Annotated in this window: 24 protein-coding genes and 1 pseudogene; 9 read left to right on the top strand and 16 right to left on the bottom strand. The window is 72.5% G+C overall.

Going from position 1 to position 25,413, the window contains the following annotated elements:
- Positions 1–54: 54 nt before the first annotated feature.
- Complete coding sequence (locus IL992_RS34165; RefSeq protein ID WP_193207448.1) at positions 55–852, top strand: tyrosine-protein phosphatase; 798 nt, start codon at positions 55–57, stop codon at positions 850–852.
- Between the two features lie 24 nt (positions 853–876).
- On the opposite strand, the gene IL992_RS34170 is transcribed toward IL992_RS34165, so the two are convergent.
- Positions 877–1,707 carry an SDR family NAD(P)-dependent oxidoreductase gene (locus IL992_RS34170; protein ID WP_193207449.1) on the bottom strand — a complete coding sequence of 277 codons (831 nt, stop codon included), beginning with the start codon at positions 1,705–1,707 and terminating at the stop codon, positions 877–879.
- Between the two features lie 100 nt (positions 1,708–1,807).
- Between IL992_RS34170 and IL992_RS34175 the strand changes: the two genes are divergently transcribed.
- On the top strand, positions 1,808–2,428 hold the full coding sequence (locus IL992_RS34175; RefSeq protein WP_193207450.1) for a TetR family transcriptional regulator: 621 nt from the start codon (positions 1,808–1,810) through the stop codon (positions 2,426–2,428).
- 4 nt (positions 2,429–2,432) lie between these two features.
- Here IL992_RS34175 and IL992_RS34180 read toward each other — a convergent pair whose 3' ends face one another.
- The gene (locus IL992_RS34180) at positions 2,433–3,512 is read right to left on the bottom strand and encodes a Gfo/Idh/MocA family oxidoreductase (protein ID WP_226874246.1); all 1,080 of its coding nucleotides are present in this window, start codon (positions 3,510–3,512) and stop codon (positions 2,433–2,435) included.
- A 75-nt stretch (positions 3,513–3,587) separates the two neighbouring features.
- Positions 3,588–4,493 (bottom strand): proteasome assembly chaperone family protein, encoded by a 906-nt coding sequence (locus IL992_RS34185; RefSeq protein WP_193207452.1) that lies wholly within the window; start codon positions 4,491–4,493, stop codon positions 3,588–3,590.
- 103 nt (positions 4,494–4,596) lie between these two features.
- Between IL992_RS34185 and IL992_RS34190 the strand changes: the two genes are divergently transcribed.
- Both IL992_RS34190 and IL992_RS34195 read left to right on the top strand, forming a co-directional pair.
- Positions 4,597–4,989, top strand: a complete 393-nt coding sequence (locus IL992_RS34190; protein WP_193207453.1) for an ankyrin repeat domain-containing protein — start codon at positions 4,597–4,599, stop codon at positions 4,987–4,989.
- A gap of 99 nt (positions 4,990–5,088) precedes the next feature.
- Positions 5,089–6,060 (top strand): 4-epi-cubebol synthase, encoded by a 972-nt coding sequence (locus IL992_RS34195; protein WP_193207454.1) that lies wholly within the window; start codon positions 5,089–5,091, stop codon positions 6,058–6,060.
- A gap of 22 nt (positions 6,061–6,082) precedes the next feature.
- Here the strand turns inward: IL992_RS34195 and IL992_RS46840 are convergent, their stop codons facing one another.
- Together IL992_RS46840 and IL992_RS46845 are read right to left on the bottom strand one after the other, a co-directional pair.
- Positions 6,083–6,901: a tetratricopeptide repeat protein gene (locus IL992_RS46840; protein WP_319019004.1), complete on the bottom strand. Its 819-nt coding sequence runs from the start codon at positions 6,899–6,901 to the stop codon at positions 6,083–6,085.
- Between the two features lie 126 nt (positions 6,902–7,027).
- Complete coding sequence (locus IL992_RS46845; protein ID WP_226874247.1) at positions 7,028–8,191, bottom strand: ATP-binding protein; 1,164 nt, start codon at positions 8,189–8,191, stop codon at positions 7,028–7,030.
- A 246-nt stretch (positions 8,192–8,437) separates the two neighbouring features.
- On the opposite strand from IL992_RS46845, the gene IL992_RS34205 reads away from it, so the two are divergent.
- Positions 8,438–8,605, top strand: a complete 168-nt coding sequence (locus tag IL992_RS34205) for a hypothetical protein (protein WP_185949386.1) — start codon at positions 8,438–8,440, stop codon at positions 8,603–8,605.
- Between the two features lie 12 nt (positions 8,606–8,617).
- On the opposite strand, the gene IL992_RS34210 is transcribed toward IL992_RS34205, so the two are convergent.
- The 3 genes from IL992_RS34210 to IL992_RS34220 are packed head-to-tail and all read right to left on the bottom strand — an operon-like array spanning position 8,618 to position 9,463.
- Positions 8,618–9,124: an ATP-binding protein gene (locus tag IL992_RS34210; protein ID WP_193207455.1), complete on the bottom strand. Its 507-nt coding sequence runs from the start codon at positions 9,122–9,124 to the stop codon at positions 8,618–8,620.
- The gene (locus tag IL992_RS34215; protein WP_079313607.1) at positions 9,108–9,302 is read right to left on the bottom strand and encodes a DUF5999 family protein; all 195 of its coding nucleotides are present in this window, start codon (positions 9,300–9,302) and stop codon (positions 9,108–9,110) included. The genes IL992_RS34210 and IL992_RS34215 overlap by 17 nt, the downstream gene beginning before the upstream one ends.
- A gap of 5 nt (positions 9,303–9,307) precedes the next feature.
- On the bottom strand, positions 9,308–9,463 hold the full coding sequence (locus IL992_RS34220; RefSeq protein WP_193207456.1) for a hypothetical protein: 156 nt from the start codon (positions 9,461–9,463) through the stop codon (positions 9,308–9,310).
- A 189-nt stretch (positions 9,464–9,652) separates the two neighbouring features.
- On the opposite strand from IL992_RS34220, the gene IL992_RS34225 reads away from it, so the two are divergent.
- Positions 9,653–10,024: a response regulator transcription factor gene (locus IL992_RS34225; protein ID WP_319019005.1), complete on the top strand. Its 372-nt coding sequence runs from the start codon at positions 9,653–9,655 to the stop codon at positions 10,022–10,024.
- A gap of 30 nt (positions 10,025–10,054) precedes the next feature.
- On the opposite strand, the gene IL992_RS34230 is transcribed toward IL992_RS34225, so the two are convergent.
- Positions 10,055–10,714 carry a response regulator transcription factor gene (locus tag IL992_RS34230; protein ID WP_449843673.1) on the bottom strand — a complete coding sequence of 220 codons (660 nt, stop codon included), beginning with the start codon at positions 10,712–10,714 and terminating at the stop codon, positions 10,055–10,057.
- 104 nt (positions 10,715–10,818) lie between these two features.
- On the opposite strand from IL992_RS34230, the gene IL992_RS34235 reads away from it, so the two are divergent.
- Positions 10,819–12,669 (top strand): sensor histidine kinase, encoded by a 1,851-nt coding sequence (locus IL992_RS34235; protein WP_319019006.1) that lies wholly within the window; start codon positions 10,819–10,821, stop codon positions 12,667–12,669.
- Between the two features lie 8 nt (positions 12,670–12,677).
- Here the strand turns inward: IL992_RS34235 and IL992_RS49100 are convergent, their stop codons facing one another.
- The 4 genes and pseudogenes from IL992_RS49100 to IL992_RS34250 form a co-directional block, all read right to left on the bottom strand.
- Positions 12,678–13,127 carry a sensor histidine kinase gene (locus IL992_RS49100; RefSeq protein ID WP_404804809.1) on the bottom strand — a complete coding sequence of 150 codons (450 nt, stop codon included), beginning with the start codon at positions 13,125–13,127 and terminating at the stop codon, positions 12,678–12,680.
- A 36-nt stretch (positions 13,128–13,163) separates the two neighbouring features.
- Positions 13,164–13,610, bottom strand: a pseudogene (locus tag IL992_RS49105) (histidine kinase dimerization/phospho-acceptor domain-containing protein); the annotation flags it as partial.
- Between the two features lie 294 nt (positions 13,611–13,904).
- Positions 13,905–14,855, bottom strand: a complete 951-nt coding sequence (locus IL992_RS34245; RefSeq protein WP_193207461.1) for an ABC transporter permease — start codon at positions 14,853–14,855, stop codon at positions 13,905–13,907.
- Entirely contained in the window at positions 14,852–17,539 is a 2,688-nt protein-coding gene (locus IL992_RS34250) for a CocE/NonD family hydrolase (RefSeq protein WP_226874248.1), read from the bottom strand. Before IL992_RS34250 ends, IL992_RS34245 begins: the two co-directional genes overlap by 4 nt.
- 164 nt (positions 17,540–17,703) lie before the next feature.
- Here IL992_RS34250 and IL992_RS34255 point away from each other — a divergent pair, with 164 nt between their 5' ends.
- Positions 17,704–18,987 (top strand): hypothetical protein, encoded by a 1,284-nt coding sequence (locus tag IL992_RS34255; RefSeq protein ID WP_193207462.1) that lies wholly within the window; start codon positions 17,704–17,706, stop codon positions 18,985–18,987.
- 94 nt (positions 18,988–19,081) lie between these two features.
- On the opposite strand, the gene IL992_RS48630 is transcribed toward IL992_RS34255, so the two are convergent.
- Positions 19,082–20,128: a copper resistance D family protein gene (locus IL992_RS48630; protein ID WP_319019007.1), complete on the bottom strand. Its 1,047-nt coding sequence runs from the start codon at positions 20,126–20,128 to the stop codon at positions 19,082–19,084.
- On the bottom strand, positions 20,125–21,036 hold the full coding sequence (locus IL992_RS34265) for a copper resistance CopC family protein (RefSeq protein WP_193207463.1): 912 nt from the start codon (positions 21,034–21,036) through the stop codon (positions 20,125–20,127). The genes IL992_RS48630 and IL992_RS34265 overlap by 4 nt, the downstream gene beginning before the upstream one ends.
- Before the next feature lie 239 nt (positions 21,037–21,275).
- On the opposite strand from IL992_RS34265, the gene IL992_RS34270 reads away from it, so the two are divergent.
- Positions 21,276–22,508, top strand: coding sequence for an MFS transporter (locus IL992_RS34270; protein WP_193207464.1), 1,233 nt, complete (start codon positions 21,276–21,278; stop codon positions 22,506–22,508).
- Between the two features lie 166 nt (positions 22,509–22,674).
- On the opposite strand, the gene IL992_RS34275 is transcribed toward IL992_RS34270, so the two are convergent.
- Positions 22,675–25,281, bottom strand: a complete 2,607-nt coding sequence (locus IL992_RS34275) for a chitinase C-terminal domain-containing protein (RefSeq protein WP_319019008.1) — start codon at positions 25,279–25,281, stop codon at positions 22,675–22,677.
- Positions 25,282–25,413 lie beyond the last annotated feature (132 nt).

Consider the following 25,413-nt stretch of genomic DNA (forward strand, 5'->3'; position numbering starts at 1 on the left):
ATCTTCACTCTGCACTCATTCTTCCGTCATAGAGGGACGGATAGGCTCGGCATGATGAATGCATACGAGCGTTGGATCGTTCTGGAAGGCGCGGCGAACGTCCGGGACCTCGGCGGCCTCCCCACCGCGGACGGCGGGACCACGGTGTCCGGCCGGATCCTGCGGGCCGACAACCTGCAGGGCCTGACCGGGGGTGACGTGGCACTGCTCGTGGGCGACCTCAAGCTGCGGCACGTGGTCGACCTGCGGTCGGAGACCGAGGTACGCCTGGAGGGGCCAGGCCCGCTGACCCTCCTCCCGGAGGTCGGCATCCACCACCACAGCCTGTTCGCGGAGGGCGGGCGCCTCACCGACGTCGAGGCCGACACCATCGACGACAGGGCCCTGCCGTGGCAGGGCGAGCGAGACGAGGATGACCTCGCCGAACTCCGCGTGACGGGCTACTACTACGGATATCTGCGCGACCGGCCCGACTCGGTGGTGGCCGCCCTGCGGGTGCTCGCCCGTGACGACGGCATGGCCGTGGTGCACTGCGCGGCGGGCAAGGACCGCACCGGAGTGGTCTGCGCCCTGGCGCTCGCCGTCGCGGGCGCCACCCGGGAGGCGATCATCGAGGACTACGTCGCCACCGGCGAACGGCTGGAGGGCATCCTCGCCCGGCTGCGCGCCAGCCGCACCTACCGAGAGGACCTCGACTCGAAGCCGGCCGACAGCCACCTGCCGCGGCCCGAGTACATGGACCAGTTCCTGTCGACGCTGGACGACCGGTTCGGCGGCCCCCTCGGCTGGCTGCACACCCACGGCTGGACCGACGCCGACACCGAGGCCCTGCGCGGCCGGCTGCGCGACTGACCTCTGGCGCCGCCGAAAGCGGGGTCAGGTGAGGGTTTCGCCGCCGTCGACGGTGATGACCTGGCCGGTGACGTAGTTGTTGGCCATGAGGAAGACAGCCGCGGCGGCGGCCTCCTCCGCGGTGCCGAAGCGGCCGAGGGGGGTGGACGTTCCGGCGGCGGCGACCGCGTCGTCGGAGTCCAGCCCCGGCAGTGAGCGCAGGAGCGGGGTGTCGATCCGGCCGTAGCGGACGGTGTTCACGCGCACCCGCGCGGGGGCGAGTTCCACGGCGAGGGCCCTGGTGAGGGTCTCCACGGCGCCGGCGACCGACAGTGGGACGGTCATTCCGGGGTAGGGGCGGACCACGAGGATCCCCGAGCTGAACGTGAGCGAGCCTCCCGCGGGAAGCCGGGTCGCCGCGGCGCGGGCGATGGCGAAGATCGTCCGGAGGGGGCCCGAGCCGAGGGTCGTGCGGATGTCGTCGGCCGACAGCCCGGTCAGGGGGCCGGCGCCGCTGATGCCGCCGGCGGTGACGTACACGTGGTCGACGTGACCCGCTCTGTCGAAGGCCTCGGCGAGGGTCTGCTCGTCTCCGCCGTCCCCGGGAACGCCCAGCACGGCGTCGTCGGGATCCTCGGCCGGGCCCGCACCGCGCGCCGGGGAGACACCGCGCACCCGGGAGACGGCGGCCTTCAGCCGCTCGGGGTCGCGGCCGACCAGCACGACGCGGGCGCCGGCCGAACGCAGCAGGACGCCCGCCGCCAGCCCGATGCCCGAGCTTCCGCCGACGAGGACGGCAGTGGTGCCGGAGAGGGTGCTCGGCAGCGGCGACCGGACGGGGATGGGTGTCGCAGTGCTCAATGTCTCAGTGCTCATCGGAGAGCCTTTCGATGAAATAAACCATCTGGTTGTTTTACTACTGCCCCGATACTGCCGCCTGGACGGAGAGGAGTCAACCGGATGGTTTAATTCGTTCATGGCCTACGACGCGGAGGACACCAGACGGCGGATCTTCGACGCCGCCGCCGCCGAGTTCGCCGAGCACGGCCTGGCCGGGGCCAGGGTGGACCGCATCGCGACGGCCGCCAAGGCCAACAAGCAGGCCATCTACCTGTATTACGGCAGCAAGGAGAAGCTGTTCGCCGCCGTCTTGCGGGCGAAGCTGGAGGAGGTCCGCGCCTCCGTCTCCATCGATCCCGACGCGGTGGCCGAGTCGGTCGGGCAGATGTTCGACTGGTATCGGGAACACCCGGAGCTGATCAGGCTGCTGCTGTGGGAGGCGCTGGAGGCGGGCGACGAACCCGAAGAGAGCGAGCGGGAACGGCGTGACGCTTTCCGCGAGAAGGTCGGCCGGCTCGTCGACGCGGGCGCGGTCGGCCACCTTCCCGAGGACGCGCGGGTCCGCGCCTGCCAGGACCTGCTGTTCACCATCATGGGACTGATCTCCTGGAACTTCGCGGTGCCCCGGATGTGCCGCCTCGTTTTGGACGAGGAGACCGAGCAGGCCGCCTGGGCCCGCCGCCGCGAGACGGTGGTCGAAGCCGCCCGCAGGCTCGCCACCGCCCCGGACGTCCCCGCGGCGCGGGCCCCGCAGTGAGCTGCTATTCCTCCCGATCGGGGAGGGCGACCACCTCGCCGCGGGCGGCCGAGAGCGCGGCGGCCTCCAGGACGGCGATGGTCTCGGCGGCGTCGTCCGGCTCGACCGGGGGCGGCGCGCCGTCCCGCAGGCAGGCCACGACGCCCTCGTAGAACCGCTGGTACGCCCCCGGCTCCGTGGGCACCGGGCGGGCCTCGCCCCCGGCCCCGAGCGTGCCCCAGCGTTCCGAGGACTCCGCGCCCCAGCCGGTGGTGCCCGCGCCGGAACTCCTGCCCGGGCCGAAGTCGGCGGCGTCCGGGCGCTCGCCCGCGCGCAGGGCCTCCTCCTGGGGGTCCAGCCCCCACTTGACGTACGACGCGCGGGAGCCGAGCACCCGGAACCTCGGGCCGAGGTCGGCGGCCACCGCGCTCATCCACAGGTGCGAGCGGGTCCCGTTCCGATGCGTCAGCGCGACGAACGCGTCGTCGTCGTTGCGGATCCCGGCCCGCCTGACGTCGCTTTCCGCGTACACGTGGGAGACCGGGCCGAACAACCGCAGGGCCTGGTCCACCAGGTGGCTGCCGAGGTCGTAGAGGGTGCCGCCGATCTCCTCCGGGCCGCCCGACTCGCGCCAGCCGCCCTTGGGCACGGGCCGCCAGCGCTCGAACCGCGACTCGAACCGGTGGACCTCGCCCAGCTCGGGCAGCAGCCGGCGCAGCGTCAGGAAGTCGCCGTCCCAGCGCCTGTTCTGGAAGACCGTCAGCATCAGCCCGCGGTCGCGTGCGAGCCGTACGAGGTCGCGGGCCTCCGCGGCGGCGCCGGCCAGCGGCTTGTCGACGACCACGGGAAGCCCGGCCTTGAGCGCCTCGGTCGCCAGGGGCACGTGAGTGCGGTTCGGCGTCGCGATCACCACGAGATCGCAGCGGTCCCACAGGTCGTCCGCGGCGGGGACGACGTCCGCGCCGGGGTGGTCGGCGCGGACGCGCTCGGCCCTGGCGGGGTCGCGGGTGACGACGGCGGCGAGGCGCAGTCCCGGCGTGGCGGCGATCAGCGGGGCGTGGAAGAAGGATCCGGCCGGACCGAAACCTGCCAGTCCGACGCGCATTTCGGGGAGATCTGAGGGCGGCATGAGGGGCGAGGCGTCCTTCGGGTGGGTCGGGGGCGGCGGCTTCGCGGCGGCTCAGGTGTCGCGGTCGTCCCGTTCGGCGAGGAACGCCTCGAACTGGGCGGCGAGCTCGTCACCCGTGGGCATCTGCGTCTCCTCGGCCAGCAGGCTCTCCCGTTCGGCGCCCGACTGGAACGCGTCGTACTGCTGCTCCAGGCCGCGGATGGCGCCGGCCAGCTCCTCGGACGCCGCGATCTGCTCCTCGATCTCGGTGTTGGTCTTGTCGGCCGCGTCCCTCAGGGCGTCCATGGGGAAGACCAGCCCGGTGCCGCGGGTGACGGCCTCCAGCGCCGTCACGGCGGCCTGCGGATACTCCGCCTGGGCGAGGTAGTGGGGCACGTGGATCGCGTAGCCGAGCGCGTCGTGGCCCTTCGCCCCGAGCCGGAACTCGATGAGCGCGGCGAGGCTCCCGGGCACGCGGACCTTGCCGAAGGGGCTGGTCTGCCCGTGGACGAGGTCGGGGCGCGTGGCGTGGGCCGTCATCCCGAGCGGCCGGGTGTGCGGGACGCCCATCGGGATGCCGTGGACGGTCACCAGCCTGCCGATGTTGAGCCGGGTCACCAGCATGCCGACGGCCTCGGTGAACAGCTCCCACTCCCGGTCGGGCTCCGGGCCGCTCATGATGAGGAACGGCGTGCCGGTGACGTCCTTGGTCAGGTAGACGGCCAGCTCAGGAGCGTCGTAGTCGCTCCAGTGATCGGTGTCGAAGGTCATCGTCGGGCGGCGTGACCGGTAGTCGAGCAGCCGGTCCACGTCGAAGGTCGCGATGACCCGGTGCTCCAGTTCGGCGAGGAGGTGCCCCAGGGCCAGCCGCCCGGCGGCGCCGGCGTCGACGAACCCCTCGAAGTGGTAGAGCAGCACCGGATCGGTCAGCTCGGGCAGGTCCCCGTCGAGCCGATAGAGATCCGTGGGGTCGGACACGTGTCCCAGCCTTTCTCAGGAAGTCTTTACCTACTGAACCTACGGGACCCCCGGTCGATTCCGCTCGATTCCGGGCCGGTCGCGGCGACCTTACCGTTGGACTATGGGGAACATGGAGCCGGACCCTGAGCTGGAGGAGTTCGCCACCAGGCTGTTCGACCTCGCGAGGTCGGGGCGTACCGAGGCGCTGTGCGCGTACGTCGACGCGGGCGTGCCCGTCAACCTGCGCAACCAGAAGGGCGACACCCTGCTCATGCTGGCGGCCTACCACGGGCACGCCGCCACGGTGCGCGCCCTGGGCGAGCGGGGCGCGGACCCCGACCTCGCCAACGACCGCGGGCAGACCCCGCTCGCCGGCGCGGTGTTCAAGAAGGAGCCCGAGGTCGTGCGGGCGTTGCTGGAGCTGGGAGCCGATCGCTACGCCGGGACGCCGTCGGCCGTCGACACCGCCCGCATGTTCGGAGACGACGAGATCGTCGCCCTCATCGAGGGCTGATCCGGCTGAGCTGATCCGATTGAGCCGTTCCGGCTGACCGGTGTGTCCGTAATTGTGGCAAGTCTGGCGAAGTTTATCCGGCAGGACCATGCTTGTCGGATGGCTACTGCGAAAGCGGATTCCCTCAGCGGGCGCCCCCTCCGCCTTCCCTCGCTCACCTGCCCCTTCCCGAGTGCGGTGAACCCGCACGTCGACGAGGTGAACCGGGACACGCTGGCCTGGCTGGCCGCCTCCGGCATGATCGCCGACGACGACCAGTTCGAGCGTTTCCGGCTCGCTCGCTACGGATGGCTCGGCGCGCGGACCTACCCGTACGCTCCCCGGGAGCTGTGCCAGCTCGTCACGGACTGGTGCGTGTGGCTGTTCGCGTTCGACGACGCCTACTGCGAGTCGGACCGGCGGGCGGCCGAGATCGCCCGGGCCCTGCCCCAGCTCTACAGCGTGGTCGAGGACAACGAGGGGGACGAACCGGTCGAGAACGTCTTCGCCCGCGCGCTCCTCGACATCAAGACGCGGATCAGGAAGCACGGCACCGCCGACCAGCTCGACCGGTGGCGCGCGACCACCAAGGACTACCTGTTCGCCCAGGTCTGGGAGGCCGCCAACCGGGAGGACGACGTCGTTCCCACGATCGACGACTACATCTTCATGCGCCGCAGGACCGGCGCGATGCTCACCGTCTTCGCGCTGATCGACGTGGCCGCGGAGGTCCCTCTCACGATGGACGAGTGGCGCCATCCGATGGTGCACAAGATGACCGAGCACGCCAACGACGTGGTCGTCTGGGACAACGACCTCATCTCGTACGCCAAGGAGCGGAGTGAGGCGAACATCCGCAACAACCTCGTCAGCGTGCTGGTCGGGCACACCGGCTGCACGGTTCAGGAGGCGATGGACCGGATCGGCGCGATGCGCGACGAGGCGGTCGCCGCGATGGCGGCGCTCAGCCCCGCCACCGAGGCGCTCGGCTCGCCCGCCGTCGACGCGTACGTGAACGGCCTGAAGTATTGGATCAGCGGCAGCGTGGACTACTCGCTGACCAGCTCCCGGTACGTCGGCGCCTGGCAGTGATCATCGGCCCCCGGCGGCCCGGTCAGTCCAGGTGGAAGTCGTCGAGGTCGTCCAGCGCGTACTCGACGAGGTCGCCCAGGCTGAACCGGGCCCCGGCGGCGTACGCCTCGTCGTAGGCGGCGTCGCCGATCAGCTTCTTGCACTCCTTGACGCACTGCTCGTGCTCCGTCGTGAAGAACGGCGACCCGAACTGGGGCAGCCCGAAGGTCCGCCAGTTGGCCTGGGCCGCCCCGAGGAGGGCCGCCGTCCGTTCCGGCTCGCCGGCCTCGAGGTTCAGCGTCGCGAGGTTGTCCACGCACAGGACGATCCCGAGCACGTCGTGGAAGTGCCGCTTGATGCGCAGCGCCTCCTTGCACGCCACCAGCGCCTCGTCGCGCCGGCCGGTCGCCCGGTGGACGAGTGAGGAGACGTACCAGGCGTAGGAGCGCAGCCACAGCTCGCCGCGCTCCTGGCAGACCTGCAGGCAGTCGACCAGCAGCGTCTCCGCCTCCTCGAACTCGCCCTGCGCGAGCAGAACCATGGACAACTCGACGATCGCGGGCAGCAGGCCCGGGTTCAGCTCCCGGCCACCACGGTGGAACTCGATCGCGACGCCGAGCAGCGCGGTGGCCTTCTTCGCGTCGCCCTGCAGCATGGCCGCGGTGCCCTGCATCTTGGTCGCGAGCAGCACCGCGCCCGAGTCGCCCACGCGCACCGCGTCGGTGCTGCACTGCTCGGCCGCGGCGAGCGCACCGGCCATGTCGCCCTGGGCGCTGCGGATGTAGGCCAGCACCCACAGCGCCTTGCAGCGTTCCTTGCTGGGCGAGGGGCTGGCCTTGAGTGCGCGGTCCAGGTAGATCACGCCCTCACGGGCGAAGCCGCAGGCGACCCACAGGAACCACAGGGCCGACAGCAGCTCCAGGCCGACGCGCTCCTCGCCCGGGGTGGACAGGCAGTACTCGAGCGCGACGCGGATGTTGTCGTGCTCCTAGCGCATCCGCGTGTACCAGTGGACCTGGCGCGGTCCCGACCACGAGTGTTCGCTGCGCTCGGCGAGCTGGAGGTAGTAGTCGCGGTGGCGGCGGCGCAGGTCCTGCGTCTCGCCGAGCTTGTCCAGCCACTCGCCGCCGTACTGCCGCAGCGTGTCGATCAGCCGGTATCGCTGACCGGCCGGGGTGGGGAAGCTCAGCAGGACCGACTTGTCGACCAGGCCGCCGATCACGTCGAGGATCCGGTCGGAGGGCAGGGCGTCGCCGGCGCAGACGTGCCGGGCGGCCTCGAGCTCGAAGTCGCCGGCGAACACCGACAGCCGCGCCCACAGCAGCCGCTCGGCCGGTTCGCACAGCTCGTGGCTCCAGCCGATCGCCGCGCGCAGCGTCTGGTGCCGCGGCAGCGCCGTACGGCTGGCTCCGGCGAGCAGGCTGAACCGGTCGGCGAGCAGCGCGAGGATCTGCTCGACCGATAGCGTGCGCAGGCGTACGGCGGCCAGTTCGATGGCCAGCGGGATCCCGTCGAGGCGGCGGCACAGCTCGGCGACGGCCGCGATGTTGTCCTCGTCCACCACGAAGTCGGGCACGACGGCGGAGGCCCGCGCGCCGAACAGCTCGACGGCCTCGTTGGTGAACGCGGGGTCCGAGGGGTTGTCGCCGGGCACGGTCAGCGGAGGCACGGCGGCCGTGTACTCGCCCGGCGCGTTGAGCGACCGCCGGCTGGTCGCGAGGATGCGCAGGTGCGGCGCCGTGTCGAGCAGTTCCTGGGTGAGCTGGGCGCAGGCGTCGACGAGGTGCTCGCAGGTGTCCAGGATGAGCAGGAGCTCCCGTTCGGCCAGCCATTCGGTGAGGGTGTCGGACCCCTCGCGCGGCGACTGGTCGGCGATGCCGAGCGCGGCCGTGATCGTGTGGTAGACCATCGCCGGGTCCTGCAGCCGGGCCAGGTCGACGTACCAGACGCCGTCCCTGAACTGCCGCCGCACCTGGTGCGCGACACGCAGCGCGGTGCGCGACTTGCCGACCCCGCCGATGCCCGTCACGGTGATCAGCCGGTACTCCTGCAGCTTCTGTCTCAGCGACGCGAGCAATCGCGTCCGCCCGACGAAGCTGGTCAGCTCCACGGGCAGGTTGCCCTCTTGCCGCCATCCTGCTGGCGTTGCCATGCCGCCTCACGGGGGGTTCGTCCGGCGTGCTCCCTGCTCCCGCATCGTACCTTTGCGTGCGGTTGGCTGTCCGGTGGTACGGGCGTGACGTTTGCCCGGCCGTGAGGCGGCGTGATCTCCCGTCGAGGCAAGGAGTCCCAGCGCCACCCGGCCGCCGCGCTGAGATTCCACGGCTCCCACCGCTCCCACGGCTCTCGTGGCCCTCGCGGCTTCGCGGCTCCGGGCAGAGCCAGTAGCATTGGCCGCGTGAGTGTGCAGCATCCGGATGACATGCGTCCGGTGGACCTCTTCGACGAGGGGCTGCCGGTGCTGCCTGACCAGACGAGCGACGACACCGACCTCGGGTGGGGCGATTGGCGCTCCGACTCCGACGTCTCCCACCTCCTGGAGGAACGCCCGCCTCACTGGGACTAGGTCAGACACTCCTCAGGGCACGGCCAGTTCGAACCAGACGGCCTTCCCCCTGCTCGTCGGGCGCACGCCCCAGGAGCGGGACAGGGACTCGACGATCAGCAGCCCCCGGCCGCCCTCGTCGTCGTCCGGTGACCTGTCGCGGACCCGCAACGGAACGCGGGCCTCGTCCTCGACCTCGCACCGCAGGACGCCGTCCCGCAGCAGGAGCGTGAGGACCGGCTCCCCTCGCCCGTGCCGCAGGACGTTGGCGACCAACTCGCTGACGAGCAGTTCGGCCACCTCGGGCACCTCGCCCGCCGCGCTGCCCGCCCAGTCCCGCAGCGCGGCGCGGACGAGCCGGCGCGCCCGGCTCGTGGAGGAGGGGACGGCGGGCAGGACCCAGGAGGCCCGGTGCGCGTCCGGCACGCCGTCGCCGGCCGCGTCGTCCGCAAGGAGCCGCTCCCACGGGAAGGCGTCGCCCGGCCGCCGAGCCATGGGGACCAGCGTGACCGTGCCCATGGACTCACGCGGCCTGGGCATAGCAGGCCCGGTGTGGGAGAAGGCTCCGGCCGTCGGGCAGCAGTTCGCCGGTGTCCTCGAAGACCACGACACCGTTGCAGAGCAGCCCCCACCCCTGCTCGGGGTGGAAGGCCACGAGACGGGCGGCGTCGTGATCGGGGGCGTACGCGGGCGGACACGGCGGGGTGTGCGGGCACATGAGTCTCACCTCGATCCTTCAGCGGGCGGCGGACAGTTCACGAAGATCCGGGACGTGCCGGCGGCCCGCTCCGGGCTCGCGCCGGACCCGCCCGGCGTCGGCGCGGCCGAGCCGTGGCCGGTTGCCTCGCCGGCCCACATCTCGGGGCGGTCGGCCGGCATCGCCGCCTCCTTCCGGGCCCCGGGCGATCTCACCCGCCGCGCGGTCGCTCGCCGACACTCCCTACGATGGCCTCTGGAAGGCCCGCCGTCTGCGCTGGCAGCCCCCATCCGACGGGGGGTGCCCACGGCACCGCGGGATGGTGGCTAGCTGCAATGACGCGGACGCGCTCCGAATGCCACTCTGAATATGTGCCCCTCAGGTGTCTCATCGTCGACGACAGCGACCACTTCAAGGAGGCCGCCCGCCTGTTGCTGGAGGCGGACGGCATCGCTGTCGTGGGCACGGTGTCCACCACGGCCGAGGCGCTCCGGTGCTTCCAGGAGCTGCGGCCGGATCTCGTGCTGGTCGACATCGATCTGGGCGAGGAGAACGGCTTCGACCTGGTCCTGCGGCTCTACGAGGATGCGGGGGACCGTCCGCCGCGGGTCATCCTGATCTCGACGTACGACGAGCAGGACTTCGCCGAGATGATCGCGACCAGCCCGGCCGTCGCCTTCCTGTCGAAGCCACGCCTGTCGGGCCGGGCGATCGACGAGATCCTGCGGGGCGCGGACGTCTGAACGGGCCGGACCGGCGGCACCGGTACGGCCTCAGCGGGCGTCGAGGAACGCGAGCACCGCGAGCACGCGGCGGTGGTCGTCCTCCGCCTCCGGCAGCCGCAGCCTCGACATGATGCTGCGCACGTGCTTCTCGACCGTGCCCTCGGTGATCCAGAGTTTGTGCGCGATCCCGGCGTTCGACCGGCCCTCCGCCATGAGGGAGAGCACCTCGCGCTCGCGCTGGGTGAGCTCCTCCAGCGGATCATGCCGGCGGCGGGCGTTGAAGAGCTCGGCCACGAGGCTGGGGTCGACGACCGAGCCGCCGTGGACGATGCGCTGGAGCGTCTCGACGAAGTCGGACACCGCGGTCACCCGGCTCTTGAGCAGGTAGCCGATCCGGTGCCCGGTGGCGAGCAGCTCCATCGCCTGCTCGACCTCGACGTGCGCCGACAGCAGCAGGATGCCCACCTCGGGGAACTCCGCGCGGATGACCTTGGCCGCTTCGACGCCCTCCGTCGAGTGCGCCGGAGGCATCCGGATGTCGACGACGGCCAGGTCGGGACGGCGTTCCCGCACCAGGGCGAGCAGCTCGGCCGCGTTTCCCGCCTGGCCGGCGACCTCGAACCCCGATCGCTCCAGCAGGCTCGCCAGCCCCTCGCGCAGCAGGACGTCGTCGTCCGCCAGCACCACTCGCATCGGAGTCTCGTCCACCGCTCTGCCGCCTTCGTCGCGTGCCGGTTCGATGCGGCGGGCAACGGCGTTGACCTGGGCTCTCGCCCGTACCTCTATCCGTCCTGCGAGGGTAGTGTGGCCTTGTGCGCGCGCGGTTGCTGTCGTTGCTGCTACGCGCGAGCCGCCCGCCTCTCCTGTGGGGCATCCTGACGGGCGCCGCATGCGTGGCAGCCGAGACGTTCATAGCCCTTGCGCTGGCGCAGGTGGCGCCCAGCAACGCCCTGGACGTAGTCTATCTGGCCGGCGTTCTCGTGGTCGCGTACCTCTGGGGCATGTGGCTCGGCGTGATCGTCGCCCTGGCCAGCGTCGTGGCGTACGACTTCTTCCAGGTCCCGCCCATCCACCAGGTCAGCCTCTTCAGCTCCTGGACGTGGGTGCCGCTGGTGGTCTTCCTGGTCGTCGGGTTGCTGGTGAGCGCGGCCGCCGCGCTGATGCGGTCCCTGGTCGTCGAGGCTGAGGAACGCCGCCGCGAAGCCGATCTCGACGCCAGGACGGCCCGTCTCCTCCTGCGGGCCGAGCATCTGCGCGGGGCGCTGCCGGTCGTGGCCCGGCGCCTGGCGCAGGGGCTCGGCCTGCCGTTCCTGGCCATCGAACTCGGACCGGTCGGCGAGGACCCGCGTCACACCGCGCTGCCGCTGGCCGACGACGGCGTCGGGATCGGCACGCTCGTCGTGCCCGCGGACCTGCCGGCGGCCATGATGCGCCGCCTGCGGGAGCGCGTGGTGCCCTCGCTGGAGACGATGCTGGTGGCGGCACGCGACCGCGAGGCCATCGGGAACGCCCTGGCGGCGAGCCGGGACGAGCTCGCCAAGATCGCCGAGGAGCAGGCCGCCCTGCGACGGGTCGCGACATTGGTCGCGCGCGGAGTCTCTCCGACCGAGATCCTTGGTGCGGTCGCCCGCGAAATGGGTCTGATCGTGAAGGCGGACCACACGGCGGTCGAACGGTACGAGCCCGACCGGACGGTCGTCCTGGTGAGCTCCTGGAGCTCGTCGGACCGCGGCTCGCCGCCGCCGGTGGGCTCGCGCCGGCCCCTCAGGGACACCGGCCTGTCCGCCCTCGTCCTGTACACGGGACAGCCCGGCAGGATGACGGCGGAGGAGGGGGCCGCCGGAGAATTGGACGGGTGGGCCAAGGACAAGGAGATCACCTCCGCGGTCGCCAGCCCCATCGTCGTCGAGGCGCGCCTGTGGGGCGTGATGATCGCCTTCTTCCGAGCTCGGGAGCCGCAGCCGGAAGGGGTCGAGGAGCGCATGCGGGACTTCACCGAACTCGTCGCCACCGCGATCTCCAACGCCCAGGCCCGCGACGAGCTCGCCGCCTCGCGGGCCCGCGTCGTCGCTGCCTCGGACGAGACCCGGCACCGCATCGAACGCGACCTGCACGACGGGGCCCAGCAGCGCCTCGTCTCCCTGGGCTTGCAGTTGCGCATGGCGGAGACCGCCGTGCCGCCGGATCTGCCCAAGCTCAAGGAGCAGCTGTCCCACACGGCCGAGGGCCTGACGCTGGTGCTGGAGGACCTGCGCGAGCTGTCCCGCGGCATCCACCCGGCGATCCTGTCCAAGGGCGGGCTCGGGCCCGCGCTGAAGATGCTCGCGCGCCGCTCGGCCGTTCCCGTCGACCTGCAGGTGCGGGTCGACGGGCGCCTGCCGGAGCGGGTCGAGGTGGCGGTCTACTACATCGTCTCGGAGTGCCTGACGAATGTGGCCAAGCACGCGCAGGCCTCGCTGGTGTGCGTCGAGGTCGAGGCGGCGGGCGACGCGGCGAGAGTCGGGGTCCGCGACAACGGGAAAGGAGGCGCGGACCCGGGCAGGGGTTCCGGGCTGATCGGTCTCATCGACCGCGTCCAGGCGCTCGGAGGCACGATCGAGGTCACCAGCCCGGTTGGCCATGGCACCACGCTGACAGCCGTGATTCCGGTCGGCAACGCCTGACGGAGCGGTCATGCCCCCCGGCCGGGCGGGGGATCGGCGAGCGGCAGGCGGACGACGAAACGGGCGCCGCCCTCCGCCGCCTCCTCCACGCCGATCGTCCCGCCGTGCGCCCGCACGATCTCCCGCGCGATGGTCAGGCCCAGGCCCGAGCCGCCCCGGCCGCGAGACTTCTCCAGCCGGACGAACGGCTCGAACACCCTTTCCCGGTCGGCTTCGGCGATGCCGCCGCCGTCGTCCGAGACGGCGAGTTCCGCATGGGCGCCCTCCTGCCGGACCTCCACCAGCACCCTGCTCCTGGCGTGCCGCTGGGCGTTGTCCAGGAGGTTGCCCAGCAGGCGGTGGATCTCGTGCTCGACGGCGTGGACCGCCACGCCGGGGATGAGCCGGAGCAGCACCGGCGACCGGTGTGCCCGGCTGGAGACCTCCGTCCGCACCAACTCCGCCAGGTCGGCCGCCATCCTCCCGTGGGGCGGCTTCGTCCCCGCCTTCAGGAGCAGCAGCAGGTCGGAGACGACCGCCTGCAGACGGTCCACGTCTCTCAGCGAGCAGTCGACGAGTTCGGCGAGGTCCGTCTCGGCGGGGTGCAGCCGGGCCTCCTCCAGCTGCGCCCGCACCCCGGCGAGCGGGGTGAGCAGCTCATGGGAGGCGTCGACCAGGAACCGGCGCTGGCGCTCGGCCTTGCGGTCCAGGCGTCTCCCGGCGTCGGCGAGCCGCTCCAGCATCCCTTCGGCGCGCCCTGGTAGGGCGGCCTCGTCCTCGCCGGGAGGGACGGGGACGCCGGTGTCTGGATCGCCGGTGGGGGCGGGGTCGTGGTGACACATGACATTCATCGCAACGCTGCCGTCGGTGTCGCGGCCCCCACCGGCCCGGCTGGCCCGGGAGGCGGCGTACGGCGGCGCCGGGCGTGTGGCGCGAGCGGTCGCGGCGCAGGCGCCGGGCATGGCCTGGGCGCCACTTGTCTCAGGTGAGTCATCGGTACCCGGTCACCTCCGGCTACGGTCGCGGCTGTGGCGGCGGTCTCGTACGTCCGGCGGGGCCGTACGGCTGTGGCCGATCGAGGACCGCGACGCCGGGCGTGAGGGGCGCCGGCCCGGGCTGTCCCCCGCCGGCTCCGATACCACCATGTGTCGGTCGGCGTCGGCCCGTCTGCGCTGGCAGCCTCCATTCCGGTCCCACCGCCAGCCGTCCCCGGGCCTTCCGGCTAGCTGGAAGGCCCGGGGACGGCGCGGGTCCTGTCAGGAGACGACGTCCCGGCGCCGGAAGCGGCGGAAGGCCAGGGCGACGAGAACCACCGAGTAGGTCACGGAGACCGCCACGCCCTTCACCATGCCGCTGTAGTCGGGCTCGGGCGCGAGCGCGTCGAGCCACGCGGCGTTCCAGAACGTGGGCAGGAACTCGCGCAGCGAGCCCAGCGCCTCGACCGCCTGCAGGATGCTGCTGACGATCACCAGGCCGACCGCGCCGCCGACCGCGCCGAGCGGGGAGTCGGTGCCGACCGACAGCAGGAAGGCGACCGCGGCGACCACCAGCTGGCTGACCAGGGCATAGCCGATCACGACGGCGAACTTGGGCAGCACGTCGGCGGCGGGGATCACCTCGCCGGTCCCCGGCACGGTGATGTCGTTCCACCCGAAGGCCAGCGTGCCGGCGAGCAGGGCCATCAGCGGAAGCACGGTCACCGCGGCGGCGGAGTACGCCAGCGCCACCACCAGCTTCTGGCGCAGCAGCCGGTCGCGGGGAACGGGCGCGGCCAGCAGGTAGCGCAGTGACGACCAGCTCGCCTCGCTCGCCACCGTGTCGCCGCAGAACAGCGCCACGGCGACGACCAGCAGGAAGTTGGCCGACACCGACAGGGCGAACGCCGCGAAGTTGAGGCCGCCCGCCGTGGCCAGGTCCGACAGGCGCAGGCTGCCCTGGCCCCGCCCGGCCGGCCCGAACTGGAACGCCACCACGAGCACCCACGGGAGGGCGAGCAGCACGCCGAACATCGCCATGGTGCGGCGCCGCCGCAACTGCCGCACGAACTCCACCCGCAGCGGCAGCGTGCGTCCCGGAGCGTAGCCGGGGGCCCGGCCTCCCGCGTCACCCCCGCGCGTGTCCGGCCCGTCCTGGATGCTCGGAGTGGCCCGCCCACCGTCGGGGACTTGTCCGGTCAGGTCCGGGGCCGGTCGCTTCGCCGGGCTCATCGGCGCTCTCCGATCAGGTCGAGGAACACGTCCTCCAGACGAGGGCCGGCGCCGTTGGCGGCCGGCGCGGTGCCGAGCAGGTCGCCGACAGGCCCGGCCGACACCAGCCTCCCGCAGTGCATGACGACCACGTGGGTGCAGGTCTGCTCGACCTCGGCGAGCAGGTGGCTGGAGACGATGACGGTGCGCCCCCGCTCGGCGTACGCCTTGAGCACCCGGCGCATCTCGGCGATCTGCGGCGGGTCGAGGCCGTTGGTCGGCTCGTCCAGCACGAGCAGGTCGGGAAGGCCGAGCATGGCCTGCGCGATGGCCAGGCGCTGGCGCATGCCCTGGGAGTAGGTGCGCACCGCGCGGTCCAGGGCCGCGCCGAGCCCGGCGATCTCCAGCGCCTCCTCCATGTGGGCGTCCTGCGGCGGTCGTCCCGTGGCCTGCCAGTACAGCTCCAGGTTGGCCCGGCCGGACAGGTGCGGCAGGAACCCCGGCCCCTCGACGAACGACCCCAGCCGCGACAACACCGGAGCCCCCGGCCGCACGCGGGTGCCGAAGATCCGGATCTCGCCCTCGTCGGGGTGGATGAGACCCATGAGCATGCGCATCGTGGTGGTCTTGCCCGCGCCGTTCGGCCCGAGCAGGCCGAGCACCTGGCCCTTCTCGACGCGAAACGACAGGCCGTCGACCGCCTTCTCGCCGTTGCGGTAGCGCTTGCCCAGCCCGCTGATCACCAAGGGCACCTCGGCCGACTCGGCGTCCACCGCCGGGTCGTCGCCTCCCGCCGTGCCGCGCCTGGCCCTGCCGATCAGCAGGAGCATGGTCGCGACCGCGATCGCGGCGAGCGGCATGGCCCACGTCCACCAGGCCGGGCCGGTGGCGGGCGTGCGCAGCGACGCGTCCCCGGGCAGTTCCAGCGCGGGGGAGTCCAGCGCGATCCGATAGACGGCGGGGGCGGCGGGCGTCGCGTAGCCCAGGTCGGTGGTCGACACGACCACCCGCATCCTGTGCCCGGCGTCGAAGCGCCTGTCGATGGCCGGGAGCGTCACCCTGACCGGCGTGCCCGCCTCGCTCGCGGTCACCCGCAGGGGCGAGACCAGGCTCGACGGGAGCACCGGGAGCGACCCCCCGGAGACGTCGTAGAGCTTGGCGAACAGCGTGGCCTCACCCGTGCCGTACACCCTGATCGTGATGGTGGGGCTGCCGGTGACCTGAGTGGGCCTGGACAGTGGGGCGGACTCGAAGGCGGCGGCCTGACCGGGCATGTCCAGCGCGATCGACGCGCCGCCGCCGTTTCCGCCGAGCAGCCCGCCGAGGCCGGGGACCGCCGAGATCGACGACGGCGACCCGCCCGCCGGGTTGGCGACCGGCTGCTGGGGGCCCCGGAGGGCGACGGTGGTCCGCTGCCCGCCCGGCAGACCCGGGTAGCGGTCCGCGGTCGCGTGCAGGAGCACCGGGCGGCGCGTGCCCGGGTCCCGGCCGCCGTCCCTGGTCACGGTGAACGCGGCCGAGTCACCGTCGCCGGCGGAGGAACCGGTTCCCTTGAGATAGCGGTCGAACCAGCCGGTCGTACGGTCGGACAGCCAGTCCGCCTCGCCGTCGCCGCCGTCGTGGCCTCCGTTGAACCAGACGACCTCGACCGGAGCGCCTGTGGCGGCGATGGCCCGGGCGTTGGCGTCGGCGTGCGAGAGCGGGAACAGCGAGTCGCGCTGGCCCTGGACCAGCAGCGTCGGCACCTTGATCCGGCCGGGCACGGAGATCGGGCTCGACCGCCGCAGGAGATCGACGGCCTCCTTGGAGGCCCTGCCGGTCTCGGCCACCTTCTGGTACATGTCGCAGATCTGCGGCAGGAACCGCCCGCACTGGACCTGCTCGCTCCCGGGCGTCCGCCCGGACCCCTGGCCGGACTCCCGGTCCCCGGACGTGTTCCCGCCGGACGGCGCGGCCTCGCCCGCCGCCGGGCCGGGAGCCGGGGAGGACGCGCCCGGACTCCGCCCGCCGGTGAGGCCGGCGAGACCGGCCGCGCCGAGACCACCGTCGGGGGCCAGCCGGTCGGCGGCGGCGCTGAAGAAGATGCCGGCCCACATCTTCTTGAAGACGCCGTTGAGCGGACCCTTGCCCGAGGCGTCGGGGAAGAGCGCGTCGGCGAGGTCGTACCAGGTGATCTGGGGGACGATCGCGTCGACCCGGCTGTCGTAGGCCGCGGCCATCAGCGCGATCGCCCCGCCGTACGAGCCGCCGGCGATTCCGACCCGCGGGTCGCCGGGGGCGTCGAGACGCACTTCGGGGCGTTCGGCCAGCCAGTCGATCAGCCCCCGCACGTCCTTGACCTCATAGTCGGGGGAGTTGAGCGCGATCTGCCCGGTCGAGCGGCCGAACCCGCGGGCCGACCAGGTCAGCACGGCGTAGCCCTGCTCCGCGAGCCGTCCCGCCTGCTCGCGCATGCTCTCCTTGCTGCCGCCGAAGCCGTGGGCGAGCAGCACGGCCGGGGCTCTGCCGCCGGAGGCCGGGGGATAGAAGGTGGCGTCGAGATCGACGCGCTGGTCGTCCGCCGGTCCGTCCACGACGGGGATGACCAGGTCGCGCCCCTTCACCACGGGGCCGGAGGGCCACAGGGCCCACGTCACGCCTCCGGCCATCAGGATGACCAGCGTGACCACGATCGCGAGGGCACGCCGCCCACCCGGAAACGTCATGTCGCGATGCTACTTGTCTCTGCTGAGAGACCGCTGAGGAGCCGCCGCGCCTGTGGATAACCGCCGGGACGGCGGGCGCGGACTCGTTCCGCGCGCGAATCGTGATGATGCATCGGGGTAAACCCTGATTGCGCCTCACCATAGGGAACGGCATCATTTCGCGCGTGAATGGAACGCCGCTCAAGCAGATCCCCGCTCGCGTGATCGAGTGGGCTCTTCCGTACTGGACCCGGGGGGAGGCTGGCAGGCAGACGCCGCAGGACCTTTTCCGGGTGCTCTACCTGGGCTGGCTCGCGGCGTTCGTCCTCAAGGTGCTCGGGTCGAGCTGGGACGTGTCGTGGCACTTCAAGTGGCTGCGCGACGACCTGGCCCCGCCGCACCTGCTCAACACGGTCGGCACGGTGATCGCGGTGGCGCTGACCATCGTGCACTGGTACACCGGCTACGGGGTGGACCGCACGTCCTCCCGCCTGATCGTGTGGGGCACCGGGGTCTTCCTCATCGCGATCCCGCTCGACCTGATCAACCACCGGGTCAACGGGATCGACATCACCGCGTGGAGCCCCTCCCACGCGCTGCTGTACATCGGCACCGCGCTGATGCTCGCCGGAGCGATCCGCGGCTGGTATGTCGGCTCGGGCCGGTACGCCGAGATCACCCGCGGCCGGCGTGCGCTGGTGCTGGGCGGCCTGTTCGCGTTCTTCCTGGAGAACGCGCACTTCCCCGAGTTGCAGCAGGAGTACGGCGTGCTGGAGCTGGCCTCCTGGGACCGAGGGCAGCCGTACGCCGAGCCGACGCTGCTCGAATTCGCGGCCAACCAGATGGGCCGGGGCGTCGACCGGGCCATGGTGCTCAAGTTCTCGCTGCCGATCCCCGACGTCGTCTACGCCGTGTACGCGGGGGTCGTGGGCGTCGCGATCCTGGTCTTCGCCCGCGTCATGGTCGGCCGCCGCTACACGGCCACCGCGATCGCCGGGGCGTACGTGGCCTACCGGTGCCTGATCTGGCCGCTGCTCGTGGGTGGCGGGTTCCCGCCGTCGACGATCCCGTTCTTCTTCCTGCTCGCGGGCCTCGGCGTCGACCTGGCCTTCCTGGTGCCGATCAGGCACCTGCGGCCGCTCGTGGGCGCGGTGCTCGCCACCGCCGGGGTGTACGGAGGGCTGCTGGCGCAGGACCGGGTGCTCGAAGCGCCGCCGTACGCGCCGGAGGCCTGGCCGGTGGCGCTCGCCGCGCTGGCCGTCGTGTGGTACGCGGTGGAGTGGTTCACCGGCCGCAAGGGACTGACGGCCGCCGCCGCGGAGGACAGGATCGCCGGGGAGGCGCGGCCCGCGGAGAGTGGGACCACGGCCGAGCCCGGCCCGTCGCGCGATGCCGCGCCCGCCGCCGGGCCGGAGGCGGCGTCCGAGGCGACGCCCGCGCCCGCCGCCGTGTCCGAACCGACGGCCTGAGGGCCGGCGCCCGCGCTCACGCGCCTTTCCCGAGCCGCTCCCTCGCCGGGGGCGGCTCTCGGCGTCTCGGGGGCGCGTCGGGCAGGGCCGTGGGTCAGGCGACCGGGGTCTTGGTCAGCGCGACCGCGACGCCGTACGCGAGGCCCATCACAGTGAGTTCCAAGGCCGCCCAGGCGGCGAACGCGGCCGGGGCCTGGCGCGTGACCGCCGGCAGCAACCGCCAGCGGATGTTGCCCCCCAGCAGTGCGATCACTCCGGTGAACACCGCCTTGGCGACCACGAGCCGGCCGTAGCCCGTCGTGACCAGCGACGCCGGGAAGCTCTCGGCGGGCGTGAGCAGAAGCTCCACCAGGCCGTTGAAGAGCCCGGACAGCCCCACGACGACCAGCGCGTACGTCGCCAGCCGGGAGAACCGGGGCAGCGTGCGGGCGAGCAGGTCGCGGTGGCGCGGCAGCAGGACGGCGAGCGCGACCAGGCCGCCCACCCAGGCGCAGGCCCCGATGACGTGCAGCTCCATCGAGACCATGCTGAGGTCGTGCCAGTACCAGTTCGAGGCGTGGCCGGTGACCGGGAGCGGCAGCAGGCCGAACCCGGCGACGAGCACCCGCAGCTCGGCCGGCACCTTCTCGCCGAACCGCACCGCGAGCATCCCCACGGCGGCGCTGGCCAGGGCGCACGACGCGCTCACGATCATGCCCTGCCCCGCGCCGATGCCGTCGACGTACGCCGCCACGTCGGGAAACGCGCCCGGGGTGACCTCGGCGGCGCTGAGGACGGCCGACACCAGCGCCGCCGCGCACCAGACCAGCGAGAACAGCACGGCCCAGTGCCGGGCCCTGGCGGCGACCGGCTCGGTCCTGTCCGGGTCGTCGAAGCCGAGGAGCTTGGGGAGCAGGCTGAGACCGATGGTCGCGGTGGCGGCCAGGTCGAGCACGAGCCGGACGACCGGCAGTCCGTACTCCACGACCGTGCCGGGCATGGGCAGCCCGGGCACCGTTCCCGGCAGCGTGAGCCAGGTCGCGATCACGACCGCGAGCAGGGCGCCCGCGGTCAGTCCGGCCGCCGGGACCCGGGCGCGGGCGTGCTCGGTCCCGGGGCCGGACCGGCCCGTGGAGACGCGAGGTTCGGAGGTCGTGGTCACGCGGCGCCGCCCGAGGCAGGGGAGCTTCCGGCGCCGGTCCCGGCGGCGGCGGAGCGTCCGGTGGACGGGCCTTCGGCGCCGGAATCCGCCGCCGACGCGCCCGCCGCCTCTGCGCCCGACCCTTCTGGACCGGTCGCGGAGGCCGCCCGCGCCGTCCCCGCCGCCGGGGGAGCCGGGATCGTCCCGTCGCGCAGGCGCCGGTCGTGCCGCACGAGCACGCGGGTGCACAGCGCCAGCAGGGCGGCGGTGACGGCCAGCAGCCCCCATACCCAGCTTCCGCCGCCCTGACCGGTCGTCCCCGTGCCGGTCGTCCCCGTGCCGGTCGTCCCCGTGCCGGAGTTCGCCGTGCCGGGCGCGGGAGTGGCCGCAGGCGCGGTGACCGCCCCGGGGGCCGCGCCTCCGCCGGTCACGCTGAACTTCACGGCGCCGGTGACCGGGTGGCCGTCGTTCGACACGATGCGGTAGCCGATCGCGTACGCCCCCGCGGGGGTGCCCGGCCGTACGCCGACGGAGACGTTCCTTCCGTCCACCGTGATCTCGCCCTGCTCGTAGTGGGCGCCGTCCGGTCCGGTGACGGCGATCCGCGCGAAGTCACGGCGTACGGCCTGGTCGAAGGTGAGCGTCACGGAGGCGGGCACGGCGTCGAGGACCGCGCCGTCCTTGGGGTCGCTGGCGACGAGCACGTCGTGGGCCCGCGCGGGCGTCGCGACCAGCATCACGGACAGCAGGGCCAGCAATGGCACGGCGAGCAGCCGCAGACGGCCACGCGGCGGCACGGCGAGCACCCGCAGACGGTGACGCGGCGGGACGGCGCGCGCGGCCGCCGGGGCCGGGGCGGTCCGTCCGGCCGTTCGCCGACCGCCGCGCGTGGGTGGGGCGTCGTTGCACATCCGGGCGACCTGGTCCACCTGCCTTGCCTTCCTTTTTGCCGGGCGCCGACCCAGCCATGGTCCCACTGATCGCGGCCTGCGCATGCCGCGCGGCGAACCGGCGACGGCTGCGGACCGTGCCGTGGTGATCGGTTCCGGTGATGTGCCGGGCGCCGTACGCATTCTCCTGATTGGGTGGACGACGGGCCGGATCCGGCATTCGGCACCGTATTCGGCACCGTGCGTCCCTCGTGACGAGCGCCGCGAAGGAGGAGCTGATGACCCCCCAGCCGACAGTAGGCGGATCCGAGCGGAGCGAGGCGCCGGTGCGGCGCTCGCCGTGGCTGACGATCGTCGTCATCTACGTCGCAGGCGTCGTGGCGGCGATGAGCTACGGCAAGTTCTCCGCGGTCGGGCCGTCGATGGCCGACGAGCTCGGGCTGTCGCTGTCGCGACTGGGCTGGGCGATCTCGGCGGTGGTCGGGGTGGGCGCCGTCGCCGGGCTGCCCGCCGGGTATCTGGTCCGCCGGTTCGGCGCGGGCAGGTCGCTGATCGCCGCCCTGGCGCTGATGGTGGCGGCGAGCGCGCTGAGCGCGGCCGCGGGGAGCTTCGCCTGGTTGCTGGCCGCCCGCGTCGCCGAAGGCGCCGGCTACCTCGTGGTCACCATCGCCTGCCCGGCGCTGGTCCTCCATCTCGCCGAGGAACGGGACCGGGGGGTCGCCCTGTCCGTCTGGGCGACGTTCGTCCCGGTGGGCATCGGCGTGAGTACCCTCGTGGGCGGCGCCGCCGGCGAGGCCCTCGGCTGGCGCGGCTGGGTGCTGCTGATCGCGGGACTGACGCTGCTGATGGCGGTGGCCGTCCGGGTGAGGCTGCCGCGGACGTCCGTCTCCGGCGCGGCCGCCGGGCCCGTGCCCGGCGCGCGGGCGCTGGCGTGGCCCGCGCTGCTCACCGTGTCCTTCTGCCTGATGGTGCTGGTGACGATGCCGGTGGTCGTGCTGCTGCCCACGCTCCTGATCGACGAGCACGCGAGCTCCGCCGGCGCCGCAGGGGCCCTGACCTCGGCGATCTCATTCGTCGGCGTCCTCGGCGGGCTGTCCGTGGGCGTTCTGCTCCGGCGGCGCGTGCCGCTCGCCGTGCTCGCCGTGTCCGGGCTGCTGGTCGTGCCGGCCGCCTGGCTCGTCTACGGCGCCGACGCTCCGCTGGCCGCCGCGGCGACCGGCGCGGGGATCGTCTCCCTGGAGAACGGGCTGCTGGGCGCCTTCGTCTTCGCCGCCCTTCCCCTCGTGCTCGAGCGCCTCGACCACGCCGACGTGGGCACCGGAATGGTGGCCCAGATGGGCAGTCTGGGCGCGCTCGTCGGCCCCCCGCTGTTCGGTCTCGTCGCCGGGGCCTCCGGGTTCGGGGCCGTCGTGCCGGTCATCGCCGCCGGGATGCTGGCCTCGGTCGGCGGGATGCTGCTGGTGACCAGGAACGTCGCCCGCCGTTCCCGGGGCCTCGCCGCCGGTGGATGAGAAGGTCCCCGGACGGCGCGACGCCCGGCGGTCTCCCGACTTGTGATCGGCTGAGACCGCCGGGCGTCGGCTCCGGGCCGTACCGGTGTCACCGGTCCGGGACGGCCCGGAGGCTATGCCGTACGTCCGGGCGAGCCGCCGCGGGACGTGCGGGCAAGGTCGTGGGTCAGAGCTTGGTCCAGAGCGCGGGGACGTTCGGCGGCTCCCAGCCCGCCAGGGCGGTGTGCGGCTGCCGGCACTGGTAGGCCGCGCCGCCGTAGGTCACCCGGTCACCCGTCGCGTACGCCGTGCCCGCCGTCCAGGCGGGGTAGCCGCCGGGGCTCGCCGACGGCGAGACCGACGGTGAGGCCGAAGGTGAGGCGGACGGCGAGGCGCTGGGCGACGGGCTGGGGGACGGGCTGGGAGACCTGCTGGGGGAAGCGCTGGGGGACGCGGACGGCGAGGCCGACGGTGAGGCGGACGCGCAGGGTCCCTGGTCCAGCCACACCTGGGCGTTGCCGGGCGTCTCGCCCTGGGACCACCACTGCGCCTTCCACGTGTGACCGGCGTACGAGACGAGGTTGCCGCCCGTGTAGACGGTCGTGGACGACCACGCGGGGGCCGTGCACGTCCCCGCGGACGGCGACGCGCTGGGCGACGCCGACGGGGAGCCGGACGGGGAAGCCGAGGGAGACGCGGTCACGCCGCCCCTGGCGAGGTCCTGCGTGATGCCGTACGTCGCGCCGCCGAAGGTGACCGTCCAGTTCGAGGGGGTCGAGGTGGGCAGGTAGTAGACGAAGGCGACGTCCACGGAGGCGCCCGGCGCGAGGGCCTGCCAGCTCGGCAGCTTCAGCGACACCCGGTTGTAGTCGCCCTTCAGGCCGCCGACGTTGTTCGACGCGGTGTGGTCCCTGCGGATGATCGTGGAGCCGAAGCCCGACTGGTCGGCCGCGTTGCCCGGGGCCGAGGTCGCGTAGTCGAACTGGAATTCCGTCCCGCCCGGCAGCGTCACGCCCGACTTGTTGGTGATGTGGATCTTCGGGTTGATCGGGTAGTTGTTGTCGCCCAGGGCGAAGTCGCGGAACTCCACCGAGATGTCCAGCTCCTGTGCCGGGATCGGGGTGGTCGCCCGCACGCTCCCGTACGGCGCGGCGGCCTTGAACTTGTCGTACATCAGCGTGGTCAGCGTGGTGCCGGGCTCGTACTGGCCCTTGGCGGAGTTCCAGCCGTAGTCGCCGGCCAGCTCCCAGATCATCGTGCCGCCGATGCCCCTGGAGATCACGTAGTCGGCCTTGGCCGTCACCGACTGGTCGTCCTCGGTGGACAGGAACACCTTCTTGGTGGAGTTCCACAGCCAGGGGGCGGTCAGCGTCGAGTCGTAGTAGCGGGCGTAGGTGCCGGTCAGCGACGTGTCGGTGACGCCGTAGGAGGCCAGGTAGTCGCCGAGGATGCCCTTCTCGAGGTTCTTGGCGTGCCACATCGGGTTGGAGCCCGCCGGGGACTCCTTGCCGTTGTCGTCGAGGTCGTGCCACAGGTTGTCGATGCCGACCGCGCCGTCGCCGCAGCTCGTGAGGCCGGAGCCGGCCGGGCAGGTGGTGGCGGGGGCGGTGCCCCACAGGCCGTTCGTGCCGCCCTGCACGTTCTTGAACCCTCGGGTGTAGTACGGCAGGCCGATGTTGATCCGGCCCGGCTGCATGGCCCCGCGGAAGTAGTGGTAGGCCCAGTCGGTGTTGAGGTAGCCGATGCCGCCGTACTGCCCGGCCCCGTACACGCCGGCGGCGGCGAGCTCGCCGTCCTTGCCGTCGTCGAAGAGGTAGGCGTTGGGGCCGACGTACTTGTTCCACGCGCCGTGCAGGTCGTACGACATGATGTTGACGTAGTCGAGGTACTGCGTGACCTGGTAGGTCTCCATGCCGCGCAGCAGCCAGCCGGACGCGGGCGCGGCGACGGTCAGCATGTAGTACTTCCCGTCGGCGGCGGAGGCGCGGTCCAGCTTCTCGCGCAGCGTCTTCATCAGCGCGACGTAGCCCTTCATCAGGGTGCCGCGCTTGCCGTTGGCGATCGGCCAGTCGAGCGGGTTGCCCGCGTCCTTGTTCGAGGTCGGGTACTCGTAGTCGATGTCCACGCCGTTGAAGCCGTACGTGCGCAGGAACGACACGACCGAGTCGGCGAAGGCGTCGATGCCGGCCTGGGTCGAGGTCATCGAGTAGAAGCCGCCGCTCGCCTGACGCTTGCCGGCGTCGTCGATGTATCCGCCGGTCTCGGCCCAGCCGCCGACGCTGACGAGCGTCTTGGTGTTCGGGAACTGCTTCTTGAACTTGTTGAGCAGGTTGAAGTGGCCCTTGTAGGAGTAGGCCGGGTCCATCTCGGCCCCGGCGACGCCCGGCCAGGTCATGCCGATGGCCGGGTTCCTGTCCGTGTTCGACCCGACGGAGATCTTGTTGTCCGGCCCCACGTGGGCGAACGCGTAGTTGATGTGGGTGACCTTGCCCCAGGGGATGTCACTGGCGAGGTAGCGGGTCTGCCCGTTGGAGCCGTCGCGCCAGCCGGTGAAGTAGCCGATGATGCGGCGGGGGTGGTCGGCGCCCATCTTCTCCCGGCCGTCGGTGTCGTAGGCCAGGCAGTAGGGGACCTCCACGCCGGGCGTCCGGTAGAGCCCGTCGGGCCGGCACGCCTCGTCGCCGGCCGCCGCTCCGGCGGTGCCGCCGGTCGCGGCCAGTGCCACGGCGCCGGCGGCGAACGCGATGCAGACCGCAGAAGCGGTCCGCGCTAACGATGATCTCAACAGGCGCACAGCCATACCTCCGACAGGCGAAGTGCCGATCCTCCACACCCCACCCCCCAGGGGTTGATCGGAACGTAAGCCGCCGGAACAGCCGCGTCAATGCTTTCTATTAAGAAACTTTCCTTTTAATCGGCACTTAAG

This window comes from Microbispora sitophila (genome assembly GCF_014892245.1).
GTDB lineage: Bacteria > Actinomycetota > Actinomycetes > Streptosporangiales > Streptosporangiaceae > Microbispora > Microbispora siamensis.